We start from the raw sequence: 24,124 nt of genomic DNA on the forward strand, positions 1-24,124 counted from the left end.
CATGCCGGTGATGCGGGGAGAATTGCAGCTGCCATAACCGTGGGTTCGGCGCCCGGGCGGGTGCCAGCGAGCCCTCGATCGCTCCGCAAGGCGAACGCGACCAGGGTCGGCTCCAACCGCACGCGCCGCGGGCCGGCCGGCTCGGAGCTCTGGTGAAGGGGACACTGGCGACGCGTGCCGAATTGCATCCCCAGTACGTGTAGATGCTCCTGGATGGTTTGTGCTTCCCGCCTGCGGGGAGTTTGGCGGCGGCATGCGGCATGCTGCCGATTTTCGCCCGCGGTGCCGGCCGGCGGCGCGTGCCCGCACGTGGTTCAAGGATGGGCTGGTGTCCCGATGGCGCGGGTCGAGGTGGCCGGGCTGCGTGGGGCGCCCTTGCAGGGGAAGTGACGAAGGCGCCCGATCCGGGACGGCCAATGGGAGTACCAACGGTCCGTCATAGAAGTTGGGCAGAAGACAGGTTCAACGGCTGACAGCAGCGGTCGGGGCGCCACCGGCCAGCCGCGAGAGGGGGTGGGTGCGCCCGGGTAGATCTCGGCGTGCCAGGCGAAAATGCCGCGAGGGCGGCACGGGCACCGAGATCCAAGTCGCCGTTCATCCGCGCACGGCCTGCTGGTATGCGCCGAGAGCAGCGGGATCGTCGATGCTCCCGTGGTGGTGGTACTGGCTCCAGCGCCCTGCCTCGTAGCGGAAGTAGCGGCTGGTGCGGATCTCCAGCGGGATCCGGCTGCCGTCCGGTCCCAGGTAGTGGCCGCTCTCCCGACCTGCGAAGACGGCGTGCCGCTCGCCGACGTAAGCGACGACATCGCCGAACGTGACGGTGACATTCAGCGAGCCGGCGAAGATCTTCTCGTAGAGCTCAGCGATCAGGACCCCACCGCGAAGGATGCCTCCGACGGGGTTGTTCAACTGGGCCAGCGGATCGGCGGTCCAGTCAGCGCGCAGAGCCTCGATGTCACGGTTGTTCAGTGCGTAGTAGAACGACTCCAGCGCGGCGAGCGCGCCTTCGGCGGAAGGATCCCCGGCCTCATGCAGTCGGTTCCGGGACTCAGGACCGTAGGAAATCTCGGTGTATTCGATCACGCGGGCATCAACTCCGCTTCGAGCGCTGATTATTCCCCCGGACTCGGCCATAGGATGGACTGTCCCCCGACATGACCCGCCCCTCGGCGCTGTGCCGCGTCCAACCGCCAGGGGCCACGTCCAACAAGGCAGAGCGGGGAGCCGTGCTCCGCCACCGCAGGCGGCAACGGTGCTGCGGCGTACCGACCCATCGGAAGCCTGCTGCCCACTGCACCAGGTGGGTGCCGATCTCTGTCAGGTCCCGGAACCGGCCGGAAGCGCGGGGCAGCGCGGGACGCTTTCCCGCCCGGACAGCATCAGCCGCCTGCTGGTGAAGGCGGTGGCCGGGAGCGCGCGGGGCAGGGGGAGCACGGCCACGGAGTACGGCCACGCGACATGGGCCCGAACGCTGTGCTTCAACGCAATCCACGGGAATGGACAATTGCTGACGCACCGGCCGCCGACGGCCTGGCCGGCCCGCCGGGCGGCGTGTCCGCACGCTCCAGCGCCCATCGACACGGGTGAGGCGAATCGGGTGGTCGAAGCACTTGCTGACCTGGTCGCTGGTCAGGACCTCATCGGCCGGCCCGGAGGACAGGCAGCGCCCGTCGCGCAGCAGCATCACATGCGTCGTGCCCGGAGGGAGCTCCTCCAATCGGTGGGTGACCAGGACCGATGCCAGCTCGGGGTAGGTGTGCTGGAGCGTGTCGATCCGTTCGATGAGCTGCTCCCGGCCCGCGACATCCAGTCCGGTTGCGGGTTCGTCGAGCAGCAGCAGCCGTGGACTGGGCATCAGAGCCCGCGCGATCAGTGCCCGGCCCCGCTCACCCTGGGAAAGGGTCGGCCACCGTGCCCCGAGGCGGTCGCTCAGGCCGAGCAGACCGATGAGGCGGTCAGCCATCGCCACTTGCTCAGCTGTCGGGCTCCAGCGGGGCACCCGTTCGATGGTGTTGGTCAGCCCGGTCAGCACGACATCCCGGACTTTCAAGGGCGAGCGCAGCGCATGCCGTGGGTCCACATGGCCGATGCAGGACCGCAGTTGGCGCATGTCGACCCGGCCCAGCTCGTGACCCAGGACCTCCACCGTACCCCGGGTGGGATGCGCGAGCGCTCCCAGGAGGCTGAGCAGGCTGCTCTTGCCCGCGCCATTGGCGCCGAGCAGCGCCCAGTGCTCTCCGGACCGTACGGTCAGCGAGACTTCCTCCAGAATCGCATCACCGTCGCGGACGAGATCCACGTTGTTCGCACGGAGTACCGCGGTCTCGTTCACGGTCGACTCCGTTCGGCGCGGTTGACGGCGGCCATGACGGCGTGAACCGACGCGGCCAGAATGGAGGTGTCCCAGCCTGCGCCCCAACAGGTGATGTCCTTCACACGGCACTCGGCGTAGGAGATGGCGTGACTGCCCGGTCCGGTGGTGGTGGCGTGCTCGGTGTAGTTGAGGATGTCGACCTCGATCCCGGCCGTACCGAGGGCATCGGTGAAGGCCGACAGTGGTCCGTTGCCGGATCCCTGACAGTGGCGCGCTTGGCCGTCGATGTGCAGAGTGCAGGCGAACCGGTGCTCGCCGGGGCCGGATTCCATAGTGCTCCAGGAGACCAGCTCGACCGGGCCTTCCTGGACAGGGCCGATGTACGTGGTACGGAAGAGGTCCCACAGGTCCTTGTGCGACAGTTCCCGTCCGCTGGCATCGGACATGTGCTGCACCGTGCGGGAGAAGTCCGCGCGCATCGCCTTCGGCAGATCCAGGCCGTGATGGGTGTGGAGAAGGTGGGCGATGCCGCCCTTGCCGGACTGGGAGTTGATGCGGATGACTTCCTCATACGTGCGGCCGACGTCACCCGGATCGATGGGCAGATATGGCACCGCCCATGGCGCCTCCTCAGCACGGACGCCCTGCTCGGCAGCCTGCTTGGCGTGATGGGCCATGCCCTTGGCGATGGCGTCCTGATGAGTGCCGGAGAAGGCCGTGTGCACGAGTTCGCCGCCATAGGGGTGGCGGGGGTGGACCGGCAGCCGGGTGCAGCGCTCCACCACCTCACGTACGGCATCGATGTCGGAGAAGTCGATCATCGGGTTCACGCCCTGCGCATACAGGTTCAGGGCCAGGGTGACCAGGTCGACGTTCCCGGTCCGTTCGCCGTTGCCGAACAGGCAGCCCTCCACCCTCTGCGCGCCAGCCAGCATGGCAAGCTCCGCGCAGGCGACGCCGGTGCCACGGTCGTTGTGCGGGTGGACGGACAGGATCACCGACTCACGCCGCGTCAGGTGGCGGTCCATGTACTCGATCTGGTCCGCATACACATTGGGCGTTGCCACCTCCACCGTCGCCGGCAGATTGTGAATCACCGGTCGGTCCGGGCATGCCTCCCACAGCTCGGTCACGCTGTTGCAGACCTCCAGGACGAAGTCCGGCTCCGTGAGGTTGAACACCTCGGGGGAGAACTCGAACCGGATGTCCGCCCCCGGCTGTTCCTCGGCCCGCCGCATCAGGTAGGTGGCCGCGTCCCGGATCAGCCCGTGAACCTCCGTGCGGGATCGTTCCAGGACCACGTCCCGCCATGTGGGAGCGGTGGCCGTGTAGAGGTGGACGACGGTGCGCGGGAGCCCCTCGATCGAGGCGACGGTCCTGTCGATGAGATCGCGGCGGGCCGCCGTGAAGACGGACACGGTCACGTCCTCGGGCACCGCCCCGCTGGTGGCCAGGTGGCGTACGAAGTCGAAGTCGGTCTGGCTGGCGGAGGGGTAGCCGACCTCGATCTCCTTGAAGCCCATGGTGACCAGGAGGTCGAACATCCGGCGCTTGCGCTCGGTGTCCATCGGCTCGGCCAGCGCCTGGTTACCGTCGCGCAGATCGACCGGTACCCACAGCGGGGCCCGCTCGATCCGGCGGGACGGCCAGGTCCGGTCCGCCAGGGGCAGGGCGACACGGTGATGTACGGGCTGATAGCGGTAATGCGGCATCGCGCTCGGTCGCTGCGGATTCCACACCGGCGAATCCGGCGGAACATCACCGGACGGAGTGCGCAGCGTGGGGAACTTCGTGGTCTCGCAGGAAGCCATGGTGCAGAACTTCTCTCGGTCGGCCCTCTGATGACCAGCACAGCCTGGTACCCCGCTGCGGGGTGCCGGTCGCATCAGGCCCCGCAGCGGCTGCCAAGAAGGAGAAGCTCACGCAGCAACATGCCGGGTACAGTAGCCACAACCAACTCCTCAGACAACCTGAGAGACTTGCGCAGGTGGAGTCGGGCGTCAGGAAGTGTCAGCCCGTCAACCTTCCAGCGAATACGGAACGTTGGACACCTGATGGAATGCCCCTTCTCGTTCGCCTGACCTCAGCGTCACGCCCAGTACACTGGCCGGCACGTCATCAGACAACCTGAGAGGTGATAGCGGGATGCCGCTCGGTGCCCTCCGCCCCAGCCCACTGGTCGAACAGGCCACCCAGCACCTACGCGACCAGATCACCGAGGGGCAGTGGCCGGTCGGGACCAAGCTCCCTGCCGAAACCGCCCTGGCCAAGACCCTCGGCGTGGGCCGCTCCACGGTGCGCGAAGCCTTGCGCGCCCTGGCCGGAGCCGGCCTGTTGCAGGCCCGCCAGGGCGCCGGCGTCTTCGTCATCGCCACCGAGCCCGAAGAGGACTGGGCCACCCGGCTGCGGCACGCCGCAGTCACCGACATCTACGAAGTCCGCATGCTGATCGAGGTGCAAGCCGCGCGCCTGGCCGCGCAGCGCCGTACCAAGGTCGATCTCACGGCCATGCGGACGGCTCTGGACGCCCGTCGAGCGGCGGCCACCGGCGATGACGCGGCCTTCGTCGACGCGGACATCGCCCTGCATGCCGCGGTCGTCGCGGGCGCCCACAACCCCGTCCTCACCGACCTGTTCAACGAATTCATCCCCGCGCTGCGCAAAGGGCTGATCGACCTGCTGGACCTCCTCGACCTGCGAGCCCACGAGCCGAATCATGGAGACGAAGCCCATGACGCCCTGGTGCGGGCCATCGAGCGCGGTGACGCCGACACCGCCAGCAGCACCCTCCAGGCCGAGCTGGAACAGACCCTCACACGCCTCCACCGCCTCTGAATCACGGCGGAGGCGGAGAGCGCGCTAACTTTCCTTGGCGCGGCCGACTTCACTTCACCGAGAGCTCACAGAAGGAAGGAGAACCAGGGAGATCCCGGCGAGATCCTGTCGATCGCCAGGGGGCTGTCCTGCATGCGCTGCAACAGGCTGTCGAGGTCCTGGGGACGCTCCAGTTCGATGCCGACGAGGGCTGCCCCCGTCTCACGGTTGTTCTTCTTGACGTACTCGAAGGCAACGATGTCCTCACCGTTGTCGAGAACCTCGTCCAGGAAGTGCCGCAGCGCACCCGGCTGTTGGGGAAACGTCACAAGGAAGTAGTGGCGCAGGCCCACGTGCACAAGGGAGCGCTCCACCCCGCGTGATCTCCCGGGCGACCGTGCCCTGGCCCTCGATGGTCCGCACGTCGTCAAAGGAATGGACGTACACCGCGCCGGTGTGCTCACTGTTCCAGTGTGCGGCGGCACTGGCCTCGTCGTACGTGCTGCCGACGACCACGAGCTCGACGGCGTCACCACCGAACGCCTCGATGCGCTCCCGTTTCTGGCGCGGAGTGTTGGACGGGACGAACACCCGGCCGCGAATGCCGAGCCGGCTGCACGCGAAGGTGACTCCCTGACCGTGGTTGCCCGCACTGGCGCAGACGACGCCGCGCCGCCGCTCCTCGTCCGTGAGCGAGGAAATGGTTGGGGGACGGGGTGAGGAGCGGCCTGGCACGGTGTTGTCCTGCTGTGACGTGGCTTGATCCGGTCGGTGATCGGCCAGCATTCATCACCTCGCCTACCCCCGGGGCCCGATCCGCGGGACCCGTCTGCCCAGCCTCCCTGAGCGTAATGATCACCACGACGACGCCACGAGATCACCACGGGGGCCAGTCTTGACGTGCAACCTTTTCTCCTTCCGTCCCGAACCGGTCACCGTGCTGGCCCAGGGCTTAACCGCATCCGCCGACCATCTCGACAGTCGCGTCCGTGAGTTCGCCGCGCAGGCCGGGAACGTGACCGACGCCTCCGGCCCCAGCTCGGGGTCCACCGAAGTCCACTCCCCGTACGCGCAGATGACCCGCCATACGGCGACGGCCCTCCGGGAGATATCCGCGGACCTGCGGGACCACGCCTCCGGTCTGCACCACGCCGTCGCCTCCTACGAGGGCGCCGAGTACGCGCGAGCTCAGCAGTTCCTGGGGAAGTGACATGACCAACCAGCAGCAGGAACAGCAGGAACAACGGATGCAGGTTGAGCAGATCGAGGTGAGCTTCGACCTGTTCGCCCCCGACACGGCCCCCTCCGCACTCCGGTCCCGCGCCGAAGCATGGCGGCGCCTGGCCCACGACCTGAAGACCACGATCGAGGCCCGGGACCAGGAGGTCACCCGCCTCGGCGACAACTGGACCGGCGCGGCCTCCGACACCTTCCACGCCCGCTGGAGCCACACCAAAGAGAAGGCGGAGAAGGTCCTGCCGCACTTCGCCGCCGTCGCCGAGCAGCTGGACCACACAGCCGACGCCATCCAGAAGGCCAACGCAGAGCACGTTCATCGCCAGGGGCCGGTCGGGGGCCACTCATGACACACGAGCACTTCACCGTGCACCCGGACAAACTCCGGGCGCTGTCCGAGGACTTCACGCACACGGGCGACCGGCTCGGCGAACAGGTCACACGCTTCGCCGACAAGGCGGAGAACGTGGACGACGCGTTCGGAGTGCTCAGCGAATCCACCGAAGCCCTGGCGAAATACGTGGAAATGACGAAGGCCACGGTGCACAGCCTCCAGCAGCTCCGTCAGCAACTGGCGGGATACGCCGGCGGACTCGACCACTCGGCGGCCGGATACGAGTACACCGACGCACAGCACACGGCCATGACTCAGCACATGCCCCGCGGCGGTGAGGTTGAGTCGGGAGCAGGGGGAGGATCGGGAACGGTGCGCTGGGAGCAGACGGTGGTGACAGGACGTCACCGAGTGGGCGGGCCACGCCTCGTACCGCAGCGGCGCCACCGGCGCTGGCTGCGGCCGGGCGGCCCCGGGACCCCGGAGCGTAGGCTGGTCGTCCTGCTGCTGATTCCGCCGTCCGCGCCCACTCTGCTCGTTGCCGGGGCGGTAGCGCCGTTCGGTTGGATGCTGCTGTTCGCGGTCATCCTGGGGGCCGTCGCCGTCACCGGTCTGGCCGTGGCGGTGTTCTGGGCATTGCCGTCGCCGTCGCCGGCTCCGGACCCACCGGGGGTGCTGCTGTTGCTGATATTCGGCCTGGTGCTCGCCCCTCTGGTGCTGGCCGCGAAGGCGTCGCATGCCCATGTGCTGGAGGTGCGCGGGATGACACGGCCCGCCGTCGTCGCGCGGGTCGTCGAGCACCACGGGAAGTACACCTCGTACGAGTGCGTCCTGCGTTACGGAGAAGGGGCCCAGGGGCCGGGGAGCGTCTCCTGCGAGGAGGATGACCGGGTCGGTGACGAAGTGCGGGTTGTCTGGGATCCCGAGGGGGCGGTCAAACCGGAATTCGAGCGGGATGTGGGGGACGCGTCGTCCCACGCGGACTTCGCCGTGGCCGCGGATCTCCTGGTGATGTGCTTGGCCGATGGGGTGGTTGCCGTGGGATTCGTGAAGCGGCACACGGATGCCCGCCGCCGTGCCGCGGCAACTCCCGGCGGCACCTGAGCCGTTGCGCGCGGCGCTGCGCCTACCTCATGCGGCGCACCCACCACGTCACGCTGTCGCAACACACCACCGCACCGTCCCGCCGCCCGATGCGGCCGGGCCGGAGAAAGAGCGGATGACCTACCCGCCCCGTCCCGCGCCGACCGCTGCGTCGGTCCCCCTCATCGCCGTCCTGCTCCCCGTCGGCGGGGCGCCGGCACCCCCGGGATGGCTGGGGTGCCCGGGGGCTGATCCTCGGCGGTGGTGTGGGGCTGATCGCGGCGGTGATGGCGCTGTCTCCGCCCTCTCTCGCGCTGCGCCTGGTCGTCATGCTGCTGATACGCGCCCACCTCGACGGACGATGCGGCGCGCACCTCCGGACGGTTGTGCAGGGGGATCGGTATTGTCCGCCGTAAGGCACCTGGCCTGCAGCGTAACTGCCCGTGCGGAGGAAGGATCACCATGGCCGATCGCCGGCACGGAAGTGCGTCGGACGGCGGGTCCGCGTCGCGGTCACCGGGGGCTCGTGGTCCGAGTGCGCACGACACGGTGCGTCTTGGGCTGGTGATCGGTGCTCTCGGGGTGGTCTTCGGTGACATCGGGACCAGTCCGATCTACACGCTCCAGACCGTGTTCAACCCGAGCGACCCGCATCCGGTCCCGGTCGCCACGGAGAACGTGTACGGGGTGGTGTCGCTGGTGTTCTGGTCGGTGGTCATCATCGTCCTGGTCACCTATGTGCTGCTGGCGATGCGCGCCGACAACGACGGTGAGGGCGGCATCATGGCGCTGATCACCCTGCTGCGACGGTCCGGCTCATCGCGGGGCCGGCGGTCCACCGCCGTACTGGCCGCGTTGGGCATCTTCGGGGCGTCGCTGTTCTTCGGCGACAGCATGATCACCCCGGCGATCTCGGTGCTGTCCGCGGTCGAGGGGCTCAAGGTCGTCGAGTCGTCACTGGAGAGCGTCGTCGTGCCGGTCACCGCGGTGATCATCGTGCTGCTGTTCCTGGTTCAGCGCAGGGGATCCGCGGCGGTGGGCCGACTGTTCGGACCGGTGATGATCGTCTGGTTCGTGGCCATCGGAGCGTGCGGCGTGGCCGCCATCGCCGACCACCCGCAGATCCTCAGAGCGCTGTCACCGAGCTACGCCCTGGGGTTCCTGGTCGGTCACTTCGGCACCGCGTTCTTCGCGCTGGCCGCGGTCGTGCTCGCGGTCACCGGCGCCGAAGCGCTCTACGCGGACATGGGGCACTTCGGCCGCCGGTCGATCACCCGTGGCTGGCTGGTCCTCGTCTTCCCCGCGTGCGTACTGAGCTACCTCGGTCAGGGCGCGCTGATCCTCGCCGACCCGCACAACGTCAGCAGCCCGTTCTTCCTGCTCGTTCCCGCCTGGGGACGGCTGCCGATGGTCGTTCTGGCCACGGCCGCGACGGTGATCGCCTCCCAAGCGGTGATCACCGGCGCATATTCGGTCGCCTCTCAGGCGGCCCAGCTCGGCTACCTGCCGAGGCTGCGCATCGCGTACACCTCCGAGTCCACCATGGGCCAGATCTATGTTCCCTGGATCAACTGGCTGTTGATGGTGTCGGTGCTCACCCTGGTCTTCGCCTTCCGCAGCTCCACGGCCCTGGCCTTCGCGTTCGGGATGGCGGTCACCGGAACCATCACCATCACCACCCTGCTGTTCTTCTGCGTCGCCCGGGCACGGTGGGGCACGCCGGTGTGGCTGGTCGCCGTCGGCGCGAGCGTGCTGCTCTTCGTGGACCTGCTGTTCGTGGCGGCCAACGTGACCAAGCTCGTCCACGGCGCGTGGCTGCCGCTGCTGATCGGTATCACCGCGTTCACCGTCATGACGACCTGGCAGCGCGGGCGCGAGACCGTCACCGCGGAGCGAGCACGGCACGAAGGCCCGTTGCGGGAGTTCGTCGACCAGCTCCACAGCGGGCAGATGCCGGCACTCCGGGTCCCCGGCACCGCCGTCTTCCTCAACCGGGGGAAGCAGACCGCGCCACTGGCCATGCGGGCCAACGTCGAGTACAACCACGTACGGCACGAGCAGGTCGTGATCCTGTCCATCGAGACCGAGCCGGTGCCCCGGGTCCCGGCCGACCAGCGGATCACCGTCGACGACCTCGGCTACGCCGACGACGGAATCCTCCACGTCACCGCCCGGTTCGGCTACATGGAAACACCGGACGTGCCGGGCGCGATGGCGATGCTCGACCCGGCCGAAACCGAGGGGCGGTTGCAGCTCGACCAAGCGACCTACTTCCTGTCGAAGATCGAGCTCCGGCGGGGGAAGACCCCGACGATGGCGCTCTGGCGCAAGCGGCTGTTCATCGCCACCTCCTACATCACGGCCGACGCCGCCGAGTACTTCGGCCTCCCCCGTGACCGGACAGTCATCATGGGCTCGCACATCGAGGTATAGGCGCGCCGGTCACCGAAGTGCGAGGGGATGCGAGCAGTGGCCACGCCTGTACGGGATGCGCGCCTGCAATGCGGTCGCGCCCTCACCTCGGCCTCCTCCAGGCGCGCGAAGGCGGCGCTGAGGCCGCAGAGTTGGGACGCGCCGATGCCTGCCGTGGCGATCAGCTTGCCGGTGGCGGCCTGTGCGTCTTCGGCGGTGCGGCCGTGGACGAGGCCGGTGGCACCGCGCTCGGCGAGCCGGCAGGCAGTCTCTGGGACGGAGGGCCGAGCAGAAGCCGGTCGCTGTTCACGTCACCGTCAAATGCACGGCCACTCGCGGCTGCAAGAGGTCGTCCACGGCTCTTGATGCACCTCTGATGAGCTGCCGGCATGACTGCGACAGCGCCCTCTTGGGCGGCGCGGGCCGTCAGGGTTCCGTCAGGCGCCGGGCGGATGTCCGGCTGTCCCACTGTGGGCTCCGTAGGGTGGCGGCGTGCGGGGGATATGGCGTCTCGGCTGCTGGTCGGCGTTGGTGGTGCTGCTGGCGCTGGGTCTCAACATCTATGCCGGAATCCGGCTGGGGACCTATTTCGGCGGCGACCGGGCCACCGCGACCCTGGCGCACTGTCATATGTCCAAGGGGACCCAGATGTGCCGGGCCGACTGGGTCCTGCCCGACGGTCGCCGGGGCAGCGGCGGGATTGAGGTGGGCCAGACCGACACGGAGGGAGAGAGCATCCCCGTACGGGTCGGTGCCGGGGGCGTCATCGACCACCGTCCCGGGAACCCGCCGGCCATTGCCTTCCTACCCGGTGTGCTGACTCTGCTGGCGGTGGTAGTTCCTGGGGCTCGGGTGCTGCTGGGGCGGCTGTGGCGCCGCCGAGTCGGGCTGCGACTCCTGAGGACTGCCGCACCGGGCACGCAGCTGGTGTCCGACACGACGCTGACCGACCGGGCCGGCGTTACCCGGGCTGTCCTGCGCAGTGGCCATCCGGGCCCGGGATTCCGCCCCTCGGCGCTGGTCACCGATGTGGTGGAGCCGGACGGGCTCCGGTACCGGCTGCAGCGCGGCCTCACCCTCCGGGTGCCCGTGGACACCGTGGTCTTCGCCCCTGGGTCGATGCCTACGGTGCCCCTCGCCGTGCTCAGCAAGACGGACGGCCGGGCAACCCACGTGGACATCTTCGACGGCCAGGGGATCCAGCTGGGCGTTCTCCGTCCCGCCAAAGGCTCCTGGGCGGGTGCGCACGAGGCCGTAGGACCGCTCGGCGAGACCGTCGGCCTTGTCGTCCTCGAACCCGGCCGCCGATCCGCGGTCTGTGCCCCCATGCCCGCCGCCCCCGAGCCCCTGAGGGCGGCCATGCTCGCCTTCGCGGTCATGGGCAGCAGGCGCGTGCCGCTGAGGGTGGCGCAGGAGGACGGTGACTGGAACGCCCGATACGGCATACACGGCTGAGGGACGCCTGCCATGTCCGGGACGAGGGCCGCGAGGCGGCGGAGGTAGGCCAGGTTGCGGCCGGACTCACCGCCGGTTCGGTCGTGGCTGGGCTCCGCTCGCCGCGCGGTGGCAGTGGATGAGCGTGACCGCCATCGCACGCTCGCCCACGCCCGAGGCGAAGCGTTTGATCGACTGGGCGCGGACGTCGCCGGCCACGAACACTCCGGGGACGCTGGTTTCGAGGAGGAGCGGGGCGCGTTCCAGGGGCCAGGAAGGTGGGGCGACGGAGCCGCTTCGGGTCAAGGCAGTCGGGGCCGGTCAGGACGAAGCCGTGGGGGTCACACCGGATGAGGTCCCGCACCGAGTCGGTGCGCGTACGGGCGCGACTGCACGGTCCACTACGGGAGTTCCGCCAAGGCGGCGACCGACGCCGTCGGCTGCGGCGACGATGACCGGGTGGGCGACCACGTGAAGGTGGCGCGGGACCCTGGGGAACTGATCGCACCGGAATTCGACGGGCGGGTGCGTGCTTCCCGGGCCGGCGACATGGCCGAGAACCTCGCCACTACCGACCCCACCGGCAGCTACACCGACAGCAAGCTGCGTCGCGAGCGCCACCGGGCGATTCGCCGCGAGTCTTCCGCCGCACCTCGCCGGGACCGCTGTGACGGTGGCGGCCGCGAAGCGCAACCGGCGCACGTCCGTGAACCGAGCACCCCGGCGGGGCGGTGAGGGTGTCCGGGAAGCCCGGCTCATCAGGGGTGTGTCAAAAGCATTGCGGCCCTCTTGAAGGCGGGTGCCGGGCGGAATTTGATGGAGCTGTGAACAGCGCCTGGCTCCTTCTCGACCGACCGCCTCATCCGGCGGCCCCGTGTCGTGCGCCGCGCTGCCCGGAGACCTCCGCCTCACGCTGAGACGTCTTCCGCATTCGGACGGGGCGCCCTGACCTCATCGGGCGCCCCGCCTCTTTGTGCACCCGTACGCCATGGCCCTGAGCGGCCAATCTGGCGCACTCGACCCCTTCTGCCCTCTTCCCGTGAATGGATCATGTCCGTCTTCGACCTTTCCTCCCGTACCGTCCTGGTGACCGGTGCCACCTCCGGCATCGGCTTCGAAACCGCCCGACAGCTTGCCGAACGCGGGGCCACCGTCCTCGTGCACGGCCGCACCGCCGAGGCAGCGCAGGCAGCCACCGACCGGCTCGTCGCCACCGCGGGCATCAACGCCTCGCAACTGTGCGCGTTCTGCGCGGACTTCACGCGTCTTGAGGAGGTCGAGACGATGGCCCGCCGCGTCCTCGCCGACCACCCGCGGCTGGACGTCCTGGTCAACAACGCCGCCACCGCCGCCCCCGAGCGCCACACCCTCACCCCCGACGGCAACGAGATCGCCCTCCAGGTCAACTTCCTCTCCCACTACCTGCTGACCTGCCTCCTGGAACCGGCCCTTGCCCGTGAGCCCGGCGGACGCGTCGTCAACGTCTCCTCCTCGCTGCACCGCACCGCCTCCATCCAGTGGAGCGACCCCCAGCGCGCCCGCCGCTACTCCCGGCTCGCCGCCTACGCCCAGTCGCAGCTCGCGCTCACCGTCTTCGCCGCCGACCCCCGGGTCACGGCGGTCTCCGTCCACCCGGGCGTCTGCGAGACGGACCTGCTGTCCCTCTACGGCATCGAGGGCAGCACCGCGGCACAGGGCGCGGCCCATGTGGTCCGGCTGTGCAACCCGGCCATCGATGTCATCAACGGCGCCTACTACGACCGCGACAAGCGCGTCGAGCCGGCGCCCGCCGCCACCGGGGACCGCACCGTCAGGCGCCTCAGCAAACTCGCCGACCAGCTCGTCGGCCAGCACGCCTGAGCCACACCACCGGCTGAGGCGCCATCAGGCGGACTCCCGTAAAACGAAAGGCACATACGTCCCATGTCCAAGCGCGCCCGCAAGAAGAAGGCCCGCCGTAAGAAGAAGGCCAACCACGGCAGCAAGGCCGGTCAGAGCTGAATCACCGGGTGGGGCGGCGCTCAGCCGCCCCGCCCGTGCACCCCGCGAGCACCACAAGGAGCCCCCCGTGATCGAGCTCTCCCCCACACAAGCCACCGCTGTGTCCCACTGGTTCACTGCCGGGCCCCCTGGGACGAAGGCCCTGGCCGAACACGCGCTGACCCCGGGAGCCGGTCGCTGGTGGACCGACCGTCCCGTCGCCCCCCGAGCCGTCGCGGTGGCCTGCGCCGACCACCTGCTGCTCCGCGGCGAACCAACCGCCTTGGCCCCGCTCGCGCTCGCCCCGTTCGCCGCGCACTACGTCCAGGCGCCGGCCCGCTTCCTCCCCCTGCTGAGCTCCGCGTTCGACGGCCTCGTGCCGTGGGAGCGCATGGGGTACGTCCACCGCGTTCCCGTGTTGCCGCCGCGCCCGTCCCGCGGGGTGACGGTGCGTCGGTTGACGGCCGCGGATGCTCCCGCGGTTGCCGCGCTGGGACCCGAGTCGGCCTGGATTCACGCCAGTTGGGGCGGCTCAGCCGGCCTCGCCGCCTCCGGTCACGGCTGGGCGGCCTTCGCGAAGGACCGTGTGCTCGCGATGGCCTGCACGTACTTCCGCGGCAGCGCATACGAGGACATCGCCTGTCTCACTGTCCCCGAACACCGCCGCCAGCGCCTCGCACTGGCCTGTGTCGCCGCCCTGTGCCAGGACATCGCCGCCCGCGGCCACACCCCCAGCTGGACCTGCTCCCGCGACAACCGCCCCAGCCGGCTCCTCGCCTGGACGGCCGGCTTCCGCCTCGAGCACGAGTACGTCCACTACCGCACCGGGCGGCCCGCCCGCCCCGTCGCAGGGCTTGCTGCCTGAGCACCACCGACGTCGAGGAGTCCTTTTGAAGACACGCCGCATCCCCCTCACCACCCTCGCGTCGGCGAAGGTCCTCAATGGCGGCCACGAACTGTCCCGGTTCCCGGGCGCTGTGCGTCAGGTGCGGACCGGCTTGTAGATCACTCCGGCGAGCGGAGAGAGAACGGCCATCCCAGGGCCTCGTAAAGCGCCCGGCCGTCCATGCTCGCTGCGAGCACGCCCGCCGTGGCGCCGCGCGCCGTCGCGGCGTTCGCCAGCGTGTGCATCACCAGTGTGCCCAGCCCCCGGCGCCGGTGGGCGGGATCGGTCTTGACCCGGTCGACGACCGCGGTCTCGCCGGTGGCCGCGATCTGTCCGCGTGCGGCGGGGTACCCGTCGTGGCTGAGGACCCGTACGCAGGTGACGGCCTCGTGCGTTTCGGTCGTGACACGGTAGCCGCAGGGAGGTTGTTCCGTGCCCGGTTGCAGATCGGCAGCCAGCAGAAAGGCGGGGTTCTGGCTGTCCGGGACCCAGGCCGCGCCGATCCACGAGACCAGCGTCTCCAAGGGCATCAACGCCTTTATTCGGGTGCCGGGTGCGCCGGTGCTGCAGGCCACGGTGCGGACGGTCACCTCGTCGGTGTCAATCAGCACGTGGCGGGTTGTGTGGTTCGGGAGGCCGACATCGACGCGGAGGCCCCAGGTTTCCTCCACCGGCGGGGGTGTTCGCCGGGAGACGGTCCAGCCCGCCACCCAGGCCCTGGCGAGATCCGGCAACTGCTGTGCTGTGCCCGTGTTCACGGGGCGACACGGTAGTCCTGTTCCGGGCCCACTGATCAGCCGGGGGCGCGTGCCGCTGGGCTATGAGGTCGAAGGCGTGCTGTCGGCATGTCGAGTCCGGTGGCGGCACGGCATCCGTCGAGGAAGGCGCTGCGGTACTGGATCCTTCGCCGGCCTCGCCGAAGGACGCGCATCAGGTGGGTGGGGTCGGTGAAGGCGGTGTTGGCCTGGGGGCCGGCGCGGGGTTCCCGTCTCGTCGACCGGACCGATCTGCGTCAACCGCTCGGCGGGCGCTCTTGGCGCCCACGTGGTGCTGGCCCTTCTCGGCTTCTGGCGACTCCGCCGCAAGCGCGACGTCCGGTCGTCGGCACCCGAAGGTTGACGCCGAGTGCGTGGTGCGGAACGGATCTCCTACGTCTGAGGGTCCCCTTGCCTCCGTGAGGCCCTGGGAGAGCGCGAAGCCCGGTCCGAGCCCGGTGCTGTTGCCGGTGTCGCCGAGTCATCGGAGGGCTGCCGGTCTCGTCAGGGATCCGTCAGAGCCTCCCCTCCCCGCGTCAGGGAAGCGCCAACAAATCTCCATCGATCCGCCAGGGGGATTTCGATGAAGACGACATGAACGTGGCATGGAACAAGGAGCATGGCTCGATGAGCGGATCCGGCGCAGAGCGGCGCGTCGTGGCCGGTGTGAGCGGTTCGCTCGGAAGCCTCACGGCGCTGCACAGGGCTGCGGCGGAGGCCCGTCGTACCGGAGCCGAGCTGTGGGCCGTACTGGCCTGGGAGCCGCCGGGTGGCGACGTCCCCACCCGCGGCGGGCCATGCCCCGCATCGTTGGCCGCTTGGCGCCGGATGGCGTGTGAGCGGCTGCTGGAAGCGCTCGACGCCGCCTTCGGCAGTGCTGGGCCCGGGGTGCCGATGGAGACCCTGGTCGTACGCGGCGAACCGAGGAAGGTCCTGACGGTGGTCGCGGATCGGACCGACGATCTCCTGGTGATCGGTGCCGGAGCCCGCGGCCGGCTGCGCCGGGCGCTGCGGCCGTCCGTCGCCCGCTACTGTGTCGCCCGCGCCGGCTGTCCGGTGCTGGCGGTGCCTCCCTCGCCCCTGCATCACGCGCTCGATGCCGTTCATCGCCGCAACATCTGGCAACGTCCCATCGATATCAGGGAGTTGGTGGGCTGACCTCCGTCCCGCTTCGGTGCGCGTGGCGCTGCCTCACCTCGCCCGTTGAGGCCACATCGGGATTCCCCCGTCGAGCGGATTCCGGCCGCCTCGGCCACTTTGTCGGCAACCCCGGCGGCATGTCCCGGGTCCGGACCGGCGCCGTCATCCAGGCAGCCAGGGCTGCATTTCTGGAATCCGCCATACCGTCACGGTATGCGGCACGGACCCTCACGGAAGTTAAAGAGCTGGTCAGTTCGTCAGTCTGAGCGCGACTCGTCCGCCCAACTTCGTCACAACTGGCGTGTGGTGACGATGGGTTAGCTGCCAGTCGAAGGTTTCTTGGATCATCATGGCTCGGTGTCGGTCACGTTGGCCGCCCGCCTGCAGGGGACGCGGTGAGTGCCCCGCACGTCGCGTTGGCAGCTTCGCCCCGTTTTCCATTCCCGGGCCACCTTCACCGCCCCCCAGGCCGTGCCCCCCGGTGCCACATCCCCTGGGCGAACGCGGCCGTGAGCCCGGGCGGCGCCGGCTGCGACAGCGTCTGCGCCCAGGCCCAGCACCAGGCTCCCTCCGCCGAGTCGGCATCCGCTGCCGGCTCGATCACGGCCGAAGGAGCCGACCTCCGTCAGCGACTCCCGGCCCAGCCGCGTCCGAGGTCGTTTCGGGTTTCGTGTGGAGGATGTCGCGTGCCTGCTCCGCGGCGCGGGCGATGTTCTCCGAGACGAAGTCGACGAAGCGGGCGATGCGTTCGGGTCGGGCGTCGGCCGGGGTACCGGGGCCGAGGGCGCCGACACCCTGGCGCGCGGTTCCGGCGAGGTGGGCGGTGCCGCGGGCGTCGGCGATCATCGCCTGGTACCAGACGTCGTCGTCGGTGACGTAGCGCTCGCGGGGACGCCCGTCGCGTTCCCGCCGGACCAGGCCCTGCCCCTTCAGGAACGCGATCGCCCTGGAGGTCGACCCCGGGCTGACATGGATGCGCTGGACGAGTTCGGCCGCAGTGAGACTGCCCGCGTCGGTGGTGTAGAGGCATACCAGCACCCAGGACATCATCTTGGGCATGCCCGTTTGAATGAGGACGGCGGTGAACGTCTCCTCGTACGCGCGCACCACCTCGGCGTCGCGTCCATGGGGCTGGGGGGACGCCTGCGGCCCGCCGGGGGGCGGCCTGCCTACGCCGTCGGGCGCGGCGTTCGGTGGCCCGGTGCGCGAGGTCGGCGCGGTATTCGATGGGGCCGCCGTTGCGCATCACCTCGCGCGTGATCGTCGAGGTCGGTCGCCGAGGCGCACAACACCGGGGCACGGGCCGTGTTGGAAGGACTCCGGGCATGCGAACTGCACTCGCCCGTGTCGCCACCGTCCGCGCCCGGCTCGCCGAAGCCTTGCCAGCATGATCGGGGGCTGTGGTGGAGTTAATACGTCTGACCAGGGTGCATGCCACGCCGGGGTGGGAATGGCCCCATGTGACAATTGATGGCTTGCGTAAACAACAGAGTTGGAGGCGATAGTGGCCGACAGAGTCAGTGGCGTGGTTCGTTGGTACAACCAAGTCCGGGGCGTCGGGTACATCGACGGGGACGACGGCCGCGAGGTGAGGGTGGACCGCGATGCCATCGAGGACGGAACCTTTGTCGTCGAGGGTTTGCGGGTGACCTACGTGCCTGTGGAAGACGAACGCGGCTGGCACGCGGAACACTTGAGCATCGTCAGGCGCTCCCCAGGAGCCGCCCACCACGACTGACCTGCGCGTCCGGCAACATCCGGGGGGTGAGCGGAGACGCCCGTTCACCCCGCCATGGTGGAGGATCTGTCAGTCGGAGTCCGGAGCCTGTACGCCGATACCGAGCAGCGACTGCTCGGCATCATCGCGCATCAGCTCGCCGCGGGTTATGAGGCAGGCACCCGGCTGGGCCACCGTCAAACTCGCCGACATCCAGCCACTGCGCCGCGCAACAGGTCGTTGACGCCCTCGGTACAGCCATGGAACGTGAAGTGTTCGACGTGGTCGCCGAGGCGTACAACACCGGCGCCCGCGCCGGGCTTGCCGAACTCGGCGCCCCAGAAGACTGGGGACTCCCGCCGCATCGCTGAAAGCAGCACGCCGTCGAGGACGGCCGCACAGTCTGCGTGCAGGTGGGCTGCTCCCTCGACGAAGCTAGCCGTCACGGGTTCCAACATCCCAACTGCCGGCACAGCACCAGTGCCGACCTGCCAGGGGTGACCCGGGCTCCGGCCGAGCACTCCACCGCCCCCTACGGCTACGAGGCCGCGCAGAAGCAGCGCGCCATCGAGCGCGGCATCCGGAAGTGGAAGAACCGCGCCGCGGCCTCGACCACGCCTGAGGGCAAGCGCGCGGTCGAGGCCACGGTGCGGCAGTGGCAGAAGAAACAGCCCGAACACCTCGCCGCTCACCCCGAGTTGTTCCGTCAGCGGTACCGCGAGCAGTCTGGCGCCGGGAACCTTCCCAGCACCGCGCCCCGCCCACCGCAGGACGCTGTCGAGGCTGCCCATGTGCGCGGCTGAGACGACGCCACGCTGCGCGAGATGAGCGACGAGCAGCTCGGCGCGGTGATCAGCACGGATGTTCTCGTCGAGCGCGACCATCGGCGTGTTGCTGCCGAGTTGGAACGGCGGTACCCCGTGCCCCGCCGCGGGCCACTGTGGGTGGGACGCTTGCCGACTACGTCGCCGACCGGACCGCGCTCGACCAGCTGCTCGGCTCGCTCCGGCTGGACGAGCGGCGCCCCGACCTCGACGAGTGGGGAGCCTTTGGGCGCGACATCAACCGGGGCCCCGACGGCGCTGCGCACATTTCGGCGCCGAACGCAGGGCGTTGGCCTCCAACTCCCCGGCCGATACGGACCGTTGCTCCGGTACACCCACGTTCACCCGCTCACCGCCGGACCAGTCAAGCGGAGCCGGGCCGAGACTCTCGGTCTTGAGCGTCTCGCCTCCGTGGAAGGACGCCCGACGGGACTGACGTACTGCCCGTCACCCTGCCTTGGGCGGAGGTGACACGCGGGCGTTGATGTCTCCACCGGGCGTCAGCGCCGGACGGAGCGGGAGCGCTGTGAGCAGGACGAAGAGGCCGAAGCGCGTGATCGGCAAGAGCCCAACGGGACGGAGAAACGCGGTGGGATGCGTCATGAGCGCTCCCCAACAGGGGCATCGTCCTTGTTCTGCCTGCTCTGCCTGTTCTGCCTGCTCGGCCGGGCGTGCGCGCGCGTGGACCGACTGGCCGAGCTGGGCATGACCCAGTTCACCGCTCGGCCTGATGCACGATCAGAAGGGGCACCGGCTCAAGGCATACGGGTCCACGGCGCTCGGCTCCGTCGACCGAGCTGGCTGGGGCGCGTCAGCCGGTCCGGCCTACCTGCCGCAGAACACCGTGTTGACGAGCTTCTGCACCTCCTTCTGGTAGGCGCCCACCGGGGCGTTCACGCCGTCCACGTAGTTCACCGCGGCCTCCATGGTCCTGCTGCCGTCGGGCGTGCTGTACATCAGCGTTCCGGCGCCCTGGACGCCGCCGTCGTGGAAGAGGACGGTGCTGCCGCAGTCCGCCTTCTGCACCTGCAACCCGAGGCCGTAGCCCATCTTCGGGACGGTCGTCGAGTGCGGCTTGCGCATCTCGGCGAGCAGCGCGGGCGGGAGCAGTTTCCCGCCGAGCAGTGCGGAGAAGAACGTGTGGAGGTCCTGGGTGGTCGAGATCATCTCGCCGGCGCTGGAGATCCAGGAGGGGTTCTGGCGGGTGACGTCGACCGTCTTCTGCTGCCCGGCGTCCTGGTAGCGGTAGTAGCTGTGGGCGTGGGGTTCGGGGATCTCCGGCGAGGTGCCGGGCGCCAGGGTGTGCTGCAGATTGAGCGGTCGCACGATCCGCCGCTTGATCTCTTCGGTGTACGAGTGGCCGGTGATCTTCTCGATCAGCAGCCTGGCCAGCACGTAGTTGGTGTTGGAGTAGCTCCAGTTCGTGCCCGGTGCGAACCGCGCCGGCTTGGACAACGAGAACCGCACCAGCTCTTCCGGCTGGTAGGTGTGGAACCGGTTGTCCACCCACTCCTTGCCCTGCCAGGGGATCCCCGGCACGACCTTCCCGTCGGGATAGTGCTCGCCGGTGTAGTCGAACAACGCGCTGGTGTGCTGCAGCAGCATCCGCACGGTGATCCGCGGGTCCAGCCCGAACTGGGGCAGGTAGTCGGCCGCCGGGCTGTCCAGCCCGATCTTGCCCTCGGCCACCAGTTGCAGCACCAGGGTCGCGGTGAACGTCTTGGTGGCGCTGCCCATCCGGAAGTACCCGTCGGTCGGCGGCTTGGCGGTCTCGTCCAGCTTGCTCACCCCGGCGCTACCGACCCACTCACCCCGCTGATCGTGCACGCGCATCTGCACCCCGGCCAGACCGGAATCGACCATCGCCTGGATGGCCTTCTGCAGCTCCGGGCGCTTCTGCCCGCCAGCAGCCTTCGGCACGGCCGTGCTACCCGCGGTGGCCACTGCGGGCACAGCCACACCGGCCAGCAGCGTGGCCGCCAACGCCGTGAGCACTAACCGCCGGGAGCCCCGCGGCATCCGGCCCCCGTTGTTCTTGGAGCCCCTGGTCATTCCTGGAACCTCCTGCTCGGCCGCGCCGAGAATGTCGTTGCGTGTCACCACGGCGCCAACATGGCACATCCATGACGCCGACACAAGCCATTACGGCTCAGCTTGGCGCAAGGATCGCACAGGACGGGCAAAGCGCAGCCACCACACCCGAGAAGGAGTGACCACCGAGCGGTATGCGCATCGACGACCGCCTCGACCCGCCAGCAGGCCGGAGAATCGAAGGGCGAGCAGGCCAGGACATCAACACCAACGAGGATCCACGAGAGGGAGACGACACCCTCAACAAGACATGGCGCCACATTGACTCGCGATGGCGCCACGCATGTGCCATGATGGCGAGGCGCGAGGGCCGCAGCACTCCCCTTGCGGACTTGCGGCCACAAGAGATCAGGCCCGCATTGTTCCCGCAGCGTCAATCGTGCACCGGGCAAGGACCAGTCATGCGCCATCACGGCGTCATACCGCGCTGCCCAGGCGCCAGAAGCGCCGACTCGGCCCGACCCGACCGCCTACACACACCGCCCGAACCGACCTGACGGGAGCCCCAGCGTGGCTACGTTCCTTTCCAGACTCGGCCGCCTCGCCTTTCGCCGCCGGGGGGTGACACTGCTGCTCTGGCTGTTGATATTCGTCGGCATGGGCTTCGCCGCCGCCTCCGCTCCGCCACCGCCCGCCGATACGTTCTCGATGCCGGGCACCCAGTCGCAAGAAGCCTTCGACCTGCTGACGAAGAAGTTCCCGGACGCGCGTGCCGATGGCTCCAGCGCCCGGGTCGTCGTCCGGGCGCCCGAGGGCCAGAAGATCACCGACGCCGGGCAGCGGGCCGAAGTCGGCAGGCTCGTCGCCGGGTTGGGCACATCATCCCCGCAGGTGGTGGCCGCCGCCGACCCGTACAGGACCCCCGCGGTCAGCATCAGCAAGGACGGAACGACCGCCTACACGGTGGTGACGTACAAGGTCCCCGCGTTGAAGGTCAGTGACAAGGCGCACGACGCGCTGGACGCCGCCGTCAAGAGGGCCCGCAAGGCGGGCCTGACCGTCGAGGCCGGCGGTGACGCAGTGAAGGTCGACCAGGCGATGGGCGGCACCGGCGAGAAGGTCGGCATCCTGGTCTCCGCGATCGTTCTCGTCCTGACCTTCGGCTCGATGATCGCGGCCGGAATGCCGCTGATCACCGCGCTGATCGGCGTCGGGGTCGGGATTTCCGGTATCGCCGCGCTCGGCTCCACCCTCGGCCTGTCCGGCACCACCTCGACGCTCGCGATGATGATCGGCCTCGCGGTCGGCATCGACTACGCGCTGTTCATCGTGTCCCGGTTCCGGGCCGAGCGGGTCGAGGGGCGCGCCCCCGAAGAGGCCGCGGGCCGGGCCGTCGGCACCGCGGGTTCGGCGGTGGTCTTCGCGGGGCTGACGGTCATCGTGGCCCTCGCCGGACTGGCCGTCGTCAACGTCCCGATGCTCACCAAGATGGGTCTGGCCGCGGCCGGCACCGTCGCGGTCGCCGTGCTCGTCGCGATCACCCTGGTCCCCGCCCTGCTGGGCCTCGCACCGGTCAAGGTGATGGCCCGCAGGGGCCGCCTCCAGTACGCCGTCAAGCCGCTGTCGGAGCGCCGGCAGCGCAAGGCCGCCGAGCACGCCGCCAGGTCGACCAAGCGCGGCAGGCCCAACCTCGGCACCCGCTGGGCGAGTTACGTGCTGCGCCACCCCGTCGCCGTGCTGCTCGTCGGCGTGGTCGGCCTCGGCACGGTCGCCGTACCGGCCGCGAGCCTGCAACTCGGGCTGCCCGGCGAGGGTTCGATGTCGACGAAGACCACTCAGCGCAAGGCGTACGACATGCTCTCTCAGTCCTTCGGCCCCGGGTTCAACGGACCGCTGATGGTCACCGTGCAGGCGAACGACGCCAAGGCCGCCGGCGACAAGGTCGGCGCGGCCCTCCGCACCACGGACGGCGTGGCCTCGGTCTCCCCGGCCACCGCCAACAAGGCGGACGACACCGCGATCCTCAACATCATCCCGAAGACCGGACCGACCGAGCACAAGACCGAGCAGCTGGTCCACGAACTGCGAGCCACCGCCCATGACTTGGAGCGAAGCACCGCGCCCCGGATCCTCGTGACCGGCCAGACGGCCATGTTCATCGACTTCTCCCAGACCCTCGACGACGCACTCCTGCCCTACCTCGGCCTGGTCGTCGGCCTCGCCTTCCTGCTCCTGATGGTGGTCTTCCGCTCCCTCCTGGTCCCGCTCAAGGCGTCCCTCGGCTTCCTGCTCTCGGTGACCGCGGCCCTCGGCGCCGTCGTGGCAATCTTCCAGTGGGGCTGGCTCGCGGACGTCCTCGGCATCGAGCAGACCGGCCCGATCATGAGCACGATGCCGATCTTCATGATCGGCGTGGTCTTCGGCCTCGCCATGGACTACGAGGTGTTCCTGGTAAGCCGGATGCGTGAGTCGTACGCCCACGGGGCACGCCCCGCCGAGGCGGTCGTCGACGGCTTCCGGCACGGCGGCCGGGTCGTCGCCGCGGCAGCGGTCATCATGACGAGCGTCTTCTCCGGCTTCATCATGGAGGACAACGACTTCATCAAGATGATCGGCTTCGCCCTCGCGATCGCCGTCCTCTTCGACGCCTTCATCGTCCGCATGGCACTCGTGCCCGCACTCTTCGCCCTGCTCGGCCGGTCCGCCTGGTGGCTGCCGAAGTGGCTGGACCGGATCCTGCCCCGAGTGGACGTCGAGGGCGAGAAGCTCGACCAGAACGCCGCCGCCCCCGCGCCGCACTCACCGCGGGAACGCGCCCTGGTCGGCTGACTCCCCCGCCGAGCCGAACGGCACCACCATGACGCCCCCGAACTGGCCCAGGCTGTTCGGGGGCGCCTCCCCATGACGTACATCCCTGCAAGTCAAACGCGTGGCCTCTGGTGTCGGCGAGGGCGCCCTGGCCGTGGCGCTCGTCAGCCGCTACCGCGCAGCGAACGGAGCACCTCTCCAGCCGAACCGGCGCTGAACCCCACCGAGCCCCCGGACCCGCTCACGACCCGCCCGTCTCCAGAGCCATCCCCCAGACCGGACCGCCTTCCTCGGTGATGTACGAACCCGTTCGGAGTGCGAACCGAGTGCGGTGGCGACGGCTGACGGTTGCCGGG

General features: G+C 69.5%; 21 protein-coding genes and 2 pseudogenes. 14 read left to right on the top strand and 9 right to left on the bottom strand.

Annotation, left to right across the window (positions count from 1 at the left end; genetic code table 11):
* Window positions 1–594: 594 nt before the first annotated feature.
* The 3 genes and pseudogenes from GR130_RS27505 to leuA form a co-directional block, all read right to left on the bottom strand.
* Window positions 595–1,083, bottom strand: a complete 489-nt coding sequence (locus GR130_RS27505) for a YybH family protein (RefSeq protein ID WP_159507201.1) — start codon at window positions 1,081–1,083, stop codon at window positions 595–597.
* A 457-nt stretch (window positions 1,084–1,540) separates the two neighbouring features.
* Window positions 1,541–2,332, bottom strand: a pseudogene (locus GR130_RS27510) (ABC transporter ATP-binding protein); the annotation flags it as partial.
* On the bottom strand, window positions 2,329–4,125 hold the full coding sequence (gene leuA, locus GR130_RS27515; protein WP_159507202.1) for a 2-isopropylmalate synthase: 1,797 nt from the start codon (window positions 4,123–4,125) through the stop codon (window positions 2,329–2,331). The pseudogene GR130_RS27510 and the gene leuA, both read right to left, overlap by 4 nt.
* 334 nt (window positions 4,126–4,459) lie before the next feature.
* On the opposite strand from leuA, the gene GR130_RS27520 reads away from it, so the two are divergent.
* On the top strand, window positions 4,460–5,149 hold the full coding sequence (locus tag GR130_RS27520; protein WP_159507203.1) for a FadR/GntR family transcriptional regulator: 690 nt from the start codon (window positions 4,460–4,462) through the stop codon (window positions 5,147–5,149).
* 65 nt (window positions 5,150–5,214) lie between these two features.
* On the opposite strand, the gene GR130_RS40965 is transcribed toward GR130_RS27520, so the two are convergent.
* Both GR130_RS40965 and GR130_RS42060 read right to left on the bottom strand, forming a co-directional pair.
* Window positions 5,215–5,502, bottom strand: coding sequence for a hypothetical protein (locus GR130_RS40965; RefSeq protein WP_236573544.1), 288 nt, complete (start codon window positions 5,500–5,502; stop codon window positions 5,215–5,217).
* A complete protein-coding gene (locus GR130_RS42060) occupies window positions 5,393–5,914 on the bottom strand; it encodes a pyridoxal-phosphate dependent enzyme (RefSeq protein WP_236573545.1) in 522 nt (173 codons plus the stop codon). Before GR130_RS42060 ends, GR130_RS40965 begins: the two co-directional genes overlap by 110 nt.
* Before the next feature lie 109 nt (window positions 5,915–6,023).
* Between GR130_RS42060 and GR130_RS27530 the strand changes: the two genes are divergently transcribed.
* The 9 genes from GR130_RS27530 (at window position 6,024) to GR130_RS27565 (ending at window position 14,472) form a co-directional block, all read left to right on the top strand.
* Complete coding sequence (locus GR130_RS27530) at window positions 6,024–6,338, top strand: ESX-1 secretion-associated protein (RefSeq protein WP_159507204.1); 315 nt, start codon at window positions 6,024–6,026, stop codon at window positions 6,336–6,338.
* 1 nt (window position 6,339) lies between these two features.
* Complete coding sequence (locus tag GR130_RS27535; protein WP_159507205.1) at window positions 6,340–6,714, top strand: WXG100 family type VII secretion target; 375 nt, start codon at window positions 6,340–6,342, stop codon at window positions 6,712–6,714.
* The gene (locus GR130_RS40975; RefSeq protein ID WP_159507206.1) at window positions 6,711–7,802 is read left to right on the top strand and encodes a WXG100 family type VII secretion target; all 1,092 of its coding nucleotides are present in this window, start codon (window positions 6,711–6,713) and stop codon (window positions 7,800–7,802) included. Before GR130_RS27535 ends, GR130_RS40975 begins: the two co-directional genes overlap by 4 nt.
* Window positions 7,803–8,345: 543 nt before the next feature.
* The gene (locus GR130_RS27545; RefSeq protein ID WP_236573547.1) at window positions 8,346–10,214 is read left to right on the top strand and encodes a potassium transporter Kup; all 1,869 of its coding nucleotides are present in this window, start codon (window positions 8,346–8,348) and stop codon (window positions 10,212–10,214) included.
* 471 nt (window positions 10,215–10,685) lie between these two features.
* On the top strand, window positions 10,686–11,648 hold the full coding sequence (locus tag GR130_RS27550) for a hypothetical protein (RefSeq protein ID WP_159507208.1): 963 nt from the start codon (window positions 10,686–10,688) through the stop codon (window positions 11,646–11,648).
* Between the two features lie 438 nt (window positions 11,649–12,086).
* On the top strand, window positions 12,087–12,362 hold the full coding sequence (locus GR130_RS27555; RefSeq protein ID WP_159507209.1) for a hypothetical protein: 276 nt from the start codon (window positions 12,087–12,089) through the stop codon (window positions 12,360–12,362).
* Between the two features lie 315 nt (window positions 12,363–12,677).
* Complete coding sequence (locus GR130_RS27560) at window positions 12,678–13,487, top strand: SDR family NAD(P)-dependent oxidoreductase (protein WP_159507210.1); 810 nt, start codon at window positions 12,678–12,680, stop codon at window positions 13,485–13,487.
* 63 nt (window positions 13,488–13,550) lie between these two features.
* Window positions 13,551–13,628, top strand: coding sequence for a 50S ribosomal protein bL37 (locus GR130_RS42065; RefSeq protein ID WP_397911949.1), 78 nt, complete (start codon window positions 13,551–13,553; stop codon window positions 13,626–13,628).
* A 67-nt stretch (window positions 13,629–13,695) separates the two neighbouring features.
* Entirely contained in the window at window positions 13,696–14,472 is a 777-nt protein-coding gene (locus GR130_RS27565) for a GNAT family N-acetyltransferase (RefSeq protein WP_159507211.1), read from the top strand.
* A gap of 140 nt (window positions 14,473–14,612) precedes the next feature.
* Here GR130_RS27565 and GR130_RS27570 read toward each other — a convergent pair whose 3' ends face one another.
* Window positions 14,613–15,251, bottom strand: a complete 639-nt coding sequence (locus GR130_RS27570; RefSeq protein WP_236573549.1) for a GNAT family N-acetyltransferase — start codon at window positions 15,249–15,251, stop codon at window positions 14,613–14,615.
* Window positions 15,252–15,875: 624 nt separating this feature from the next.
* On the opposite strand from GR130_RS27570, the gene GR130_RS27575 reads away from it, so the two are divergent.
* Window positions 15,876–16,406 (top strand): universal stress protein, encoded by a 531-nt coding sequence (locus GR130_RS27575; RefSeq protein WP_159507212.1) that lies wholly within the window; start codon window positions 15,876–15,878, stop codon window positions 16,404–16,406.
* 582 nt (window positions 16,407–16,988) lie between these two features.
* Here the strand turns inward: GR130_RS27575 and GR130_RS27580 are convergent.
* A pseudogene (locus GR130_RS27580) lies at window positions 16,989–17,664 on the bottom strand (GbsR/MarR family transcriptional regulator); the annotation flags it as partial.
* A gap of 216 nt (window positions 17,665–17,880) precedes the next feature.
* Here GR130_RS27580 and GR130_RS27585 point away from each other — a divergent pair.
* Entirely contained in the window at window positions 17,881–18,126 is a 246-nt protein-coding gene (locus GR130_RS27585; protein WP_159507213.1) for a cold-shock protein, read from the top strand.
* Between the two features lie 69 nt (window positions 18,127–18,195).
* On the opposite strand, the gene GR130_RS41435 is transcribed toward GR130_RS27585, so the two are convergent.
* A complete protein-coding gene (locus tag GR130_RS41435; RefSeq protein ID WP_268977939.1) occupies window positions 18,196–18,318 on the bottom strand; it encodes a hypothetical protein in 123 nt (40 codons plus the stop codon).
* Window positions 18,319–18,518: 200 nt separating this feature from the next.
* Here GR130_RS41435 and GR130_RS27590 point away from each other — a divergent pair, with 200 nt between their 5' ends.
* Complete coding sequence (locus tag GR130_RS27590; protein ID WP_159507214.1) at window positions 18,519–18,908, top strand: phage minor capsid protein; 390 nt, start codon at window positions 18,519–18,521, stop codon at window positions 18,906–18,908.
* 846 nt (window positions 18,909–19,754) lie between these two features.
* On the opposite strand, the gene GR130_RS27595 is transcribed toward GR130_RS27590, so the two are convergent.
* Window positions 19,755–20,924: a serine hydrolase domain-containing protein gene (locus tag GR130_RS27595; RefSeq protein WP_159510259.1), complete on the bottom strand. Its 1,170-nt coding sequence runs from the start codon at window positions 20,922–20,924 to the stop codon at window positions 19,755–19,757.
* 606 nt (window positions 20,925–21,530) lie between these two features.
* Here GR130_RS27595 and GR130_RS27600 point away from each other — a divergent pair.
* On the top strand, window positions 21,531–23,789 hold the full coding sequence (locus GR130_RS27600) for an MMPL family transporter (RefSeq protein WP_159507215.1): 2,259 nt from the start codon (window positions 21,531–21,533) through the stop codon (window positions 23,787–23,789).
* Window positions 23,790–24,124: the final 335 nt, after the last annotated feature.

The organism is Streptomyces sp. GS7 (assembly GCF_009834125.1).
GTDB lineage: Bacteria > Actinomycetota > Actinomycetes > Streptomycetales > Streptomycetaceae > Streptomyces.

Coding starts and splice junctions, on each gene's coding strand:
- leuA (WP_159507202.1), bottom strand. CDS start 4,125: ATGGCTTCCTGCGAGACCACGAAGTTCCCCACGCTGCGCACTCCGTCC.
- GR130_RS27520 (WP_159507203.1), top strand. CDS start 4,460: ATGCCGCTCGGTGCCCTCCGCCCCAGCCCACTGGTCGAACAGGCCACC.
- GR130_RS42060 (WP_236573545.1), bottom strand. CDS start 5,914: ATGCTGGCCGATCACCGACCGGATCAAGCCACGTCACAGCAGGACAAC.
- GR130_RS27535 (WP_159507205.1), top strand. CDS start 6,340: ATGACCAACCAGCAGCAGGAACAGCAGGAACAACGGATGCAGGTTGAG.
- GR130_RS40975 (WP_159507206.1), top strand. CDS start 6,711: ATGACACACGAGCACTTCACCGTGCACCCGGACAAACTCCGGGCGCTG.
- GR130_RS27560 (WP_159507210.1), top strand. CDS start 12,678: ATGTCCGTCTTCGACCTTTCCTCCCGTACCGTCCTGGTGACCGGTGCC.
- GR130_RS42065 (WP_397911949.1), top strand. CDS start 13,551: ATGTCCAAGCGCGCCCGCAAGAAGAAGGCCCGCCGTAAGAAGAAGGCC.
- GR130_RS27575 (WP_159507212.1), top strand. CDS start 15,876: ATGAGCGGATCCGGCGCAGAGCGGCGCGTCGTGGCCGGTGTGAGCGGT.
- GR130_RS41435 (WP_268977939.1), bottom strand. CDS start 18,318: ATGTCGGCGAGTTTGACGGTGGCCCAGCCGGGTGCCTGCCTCATAACC.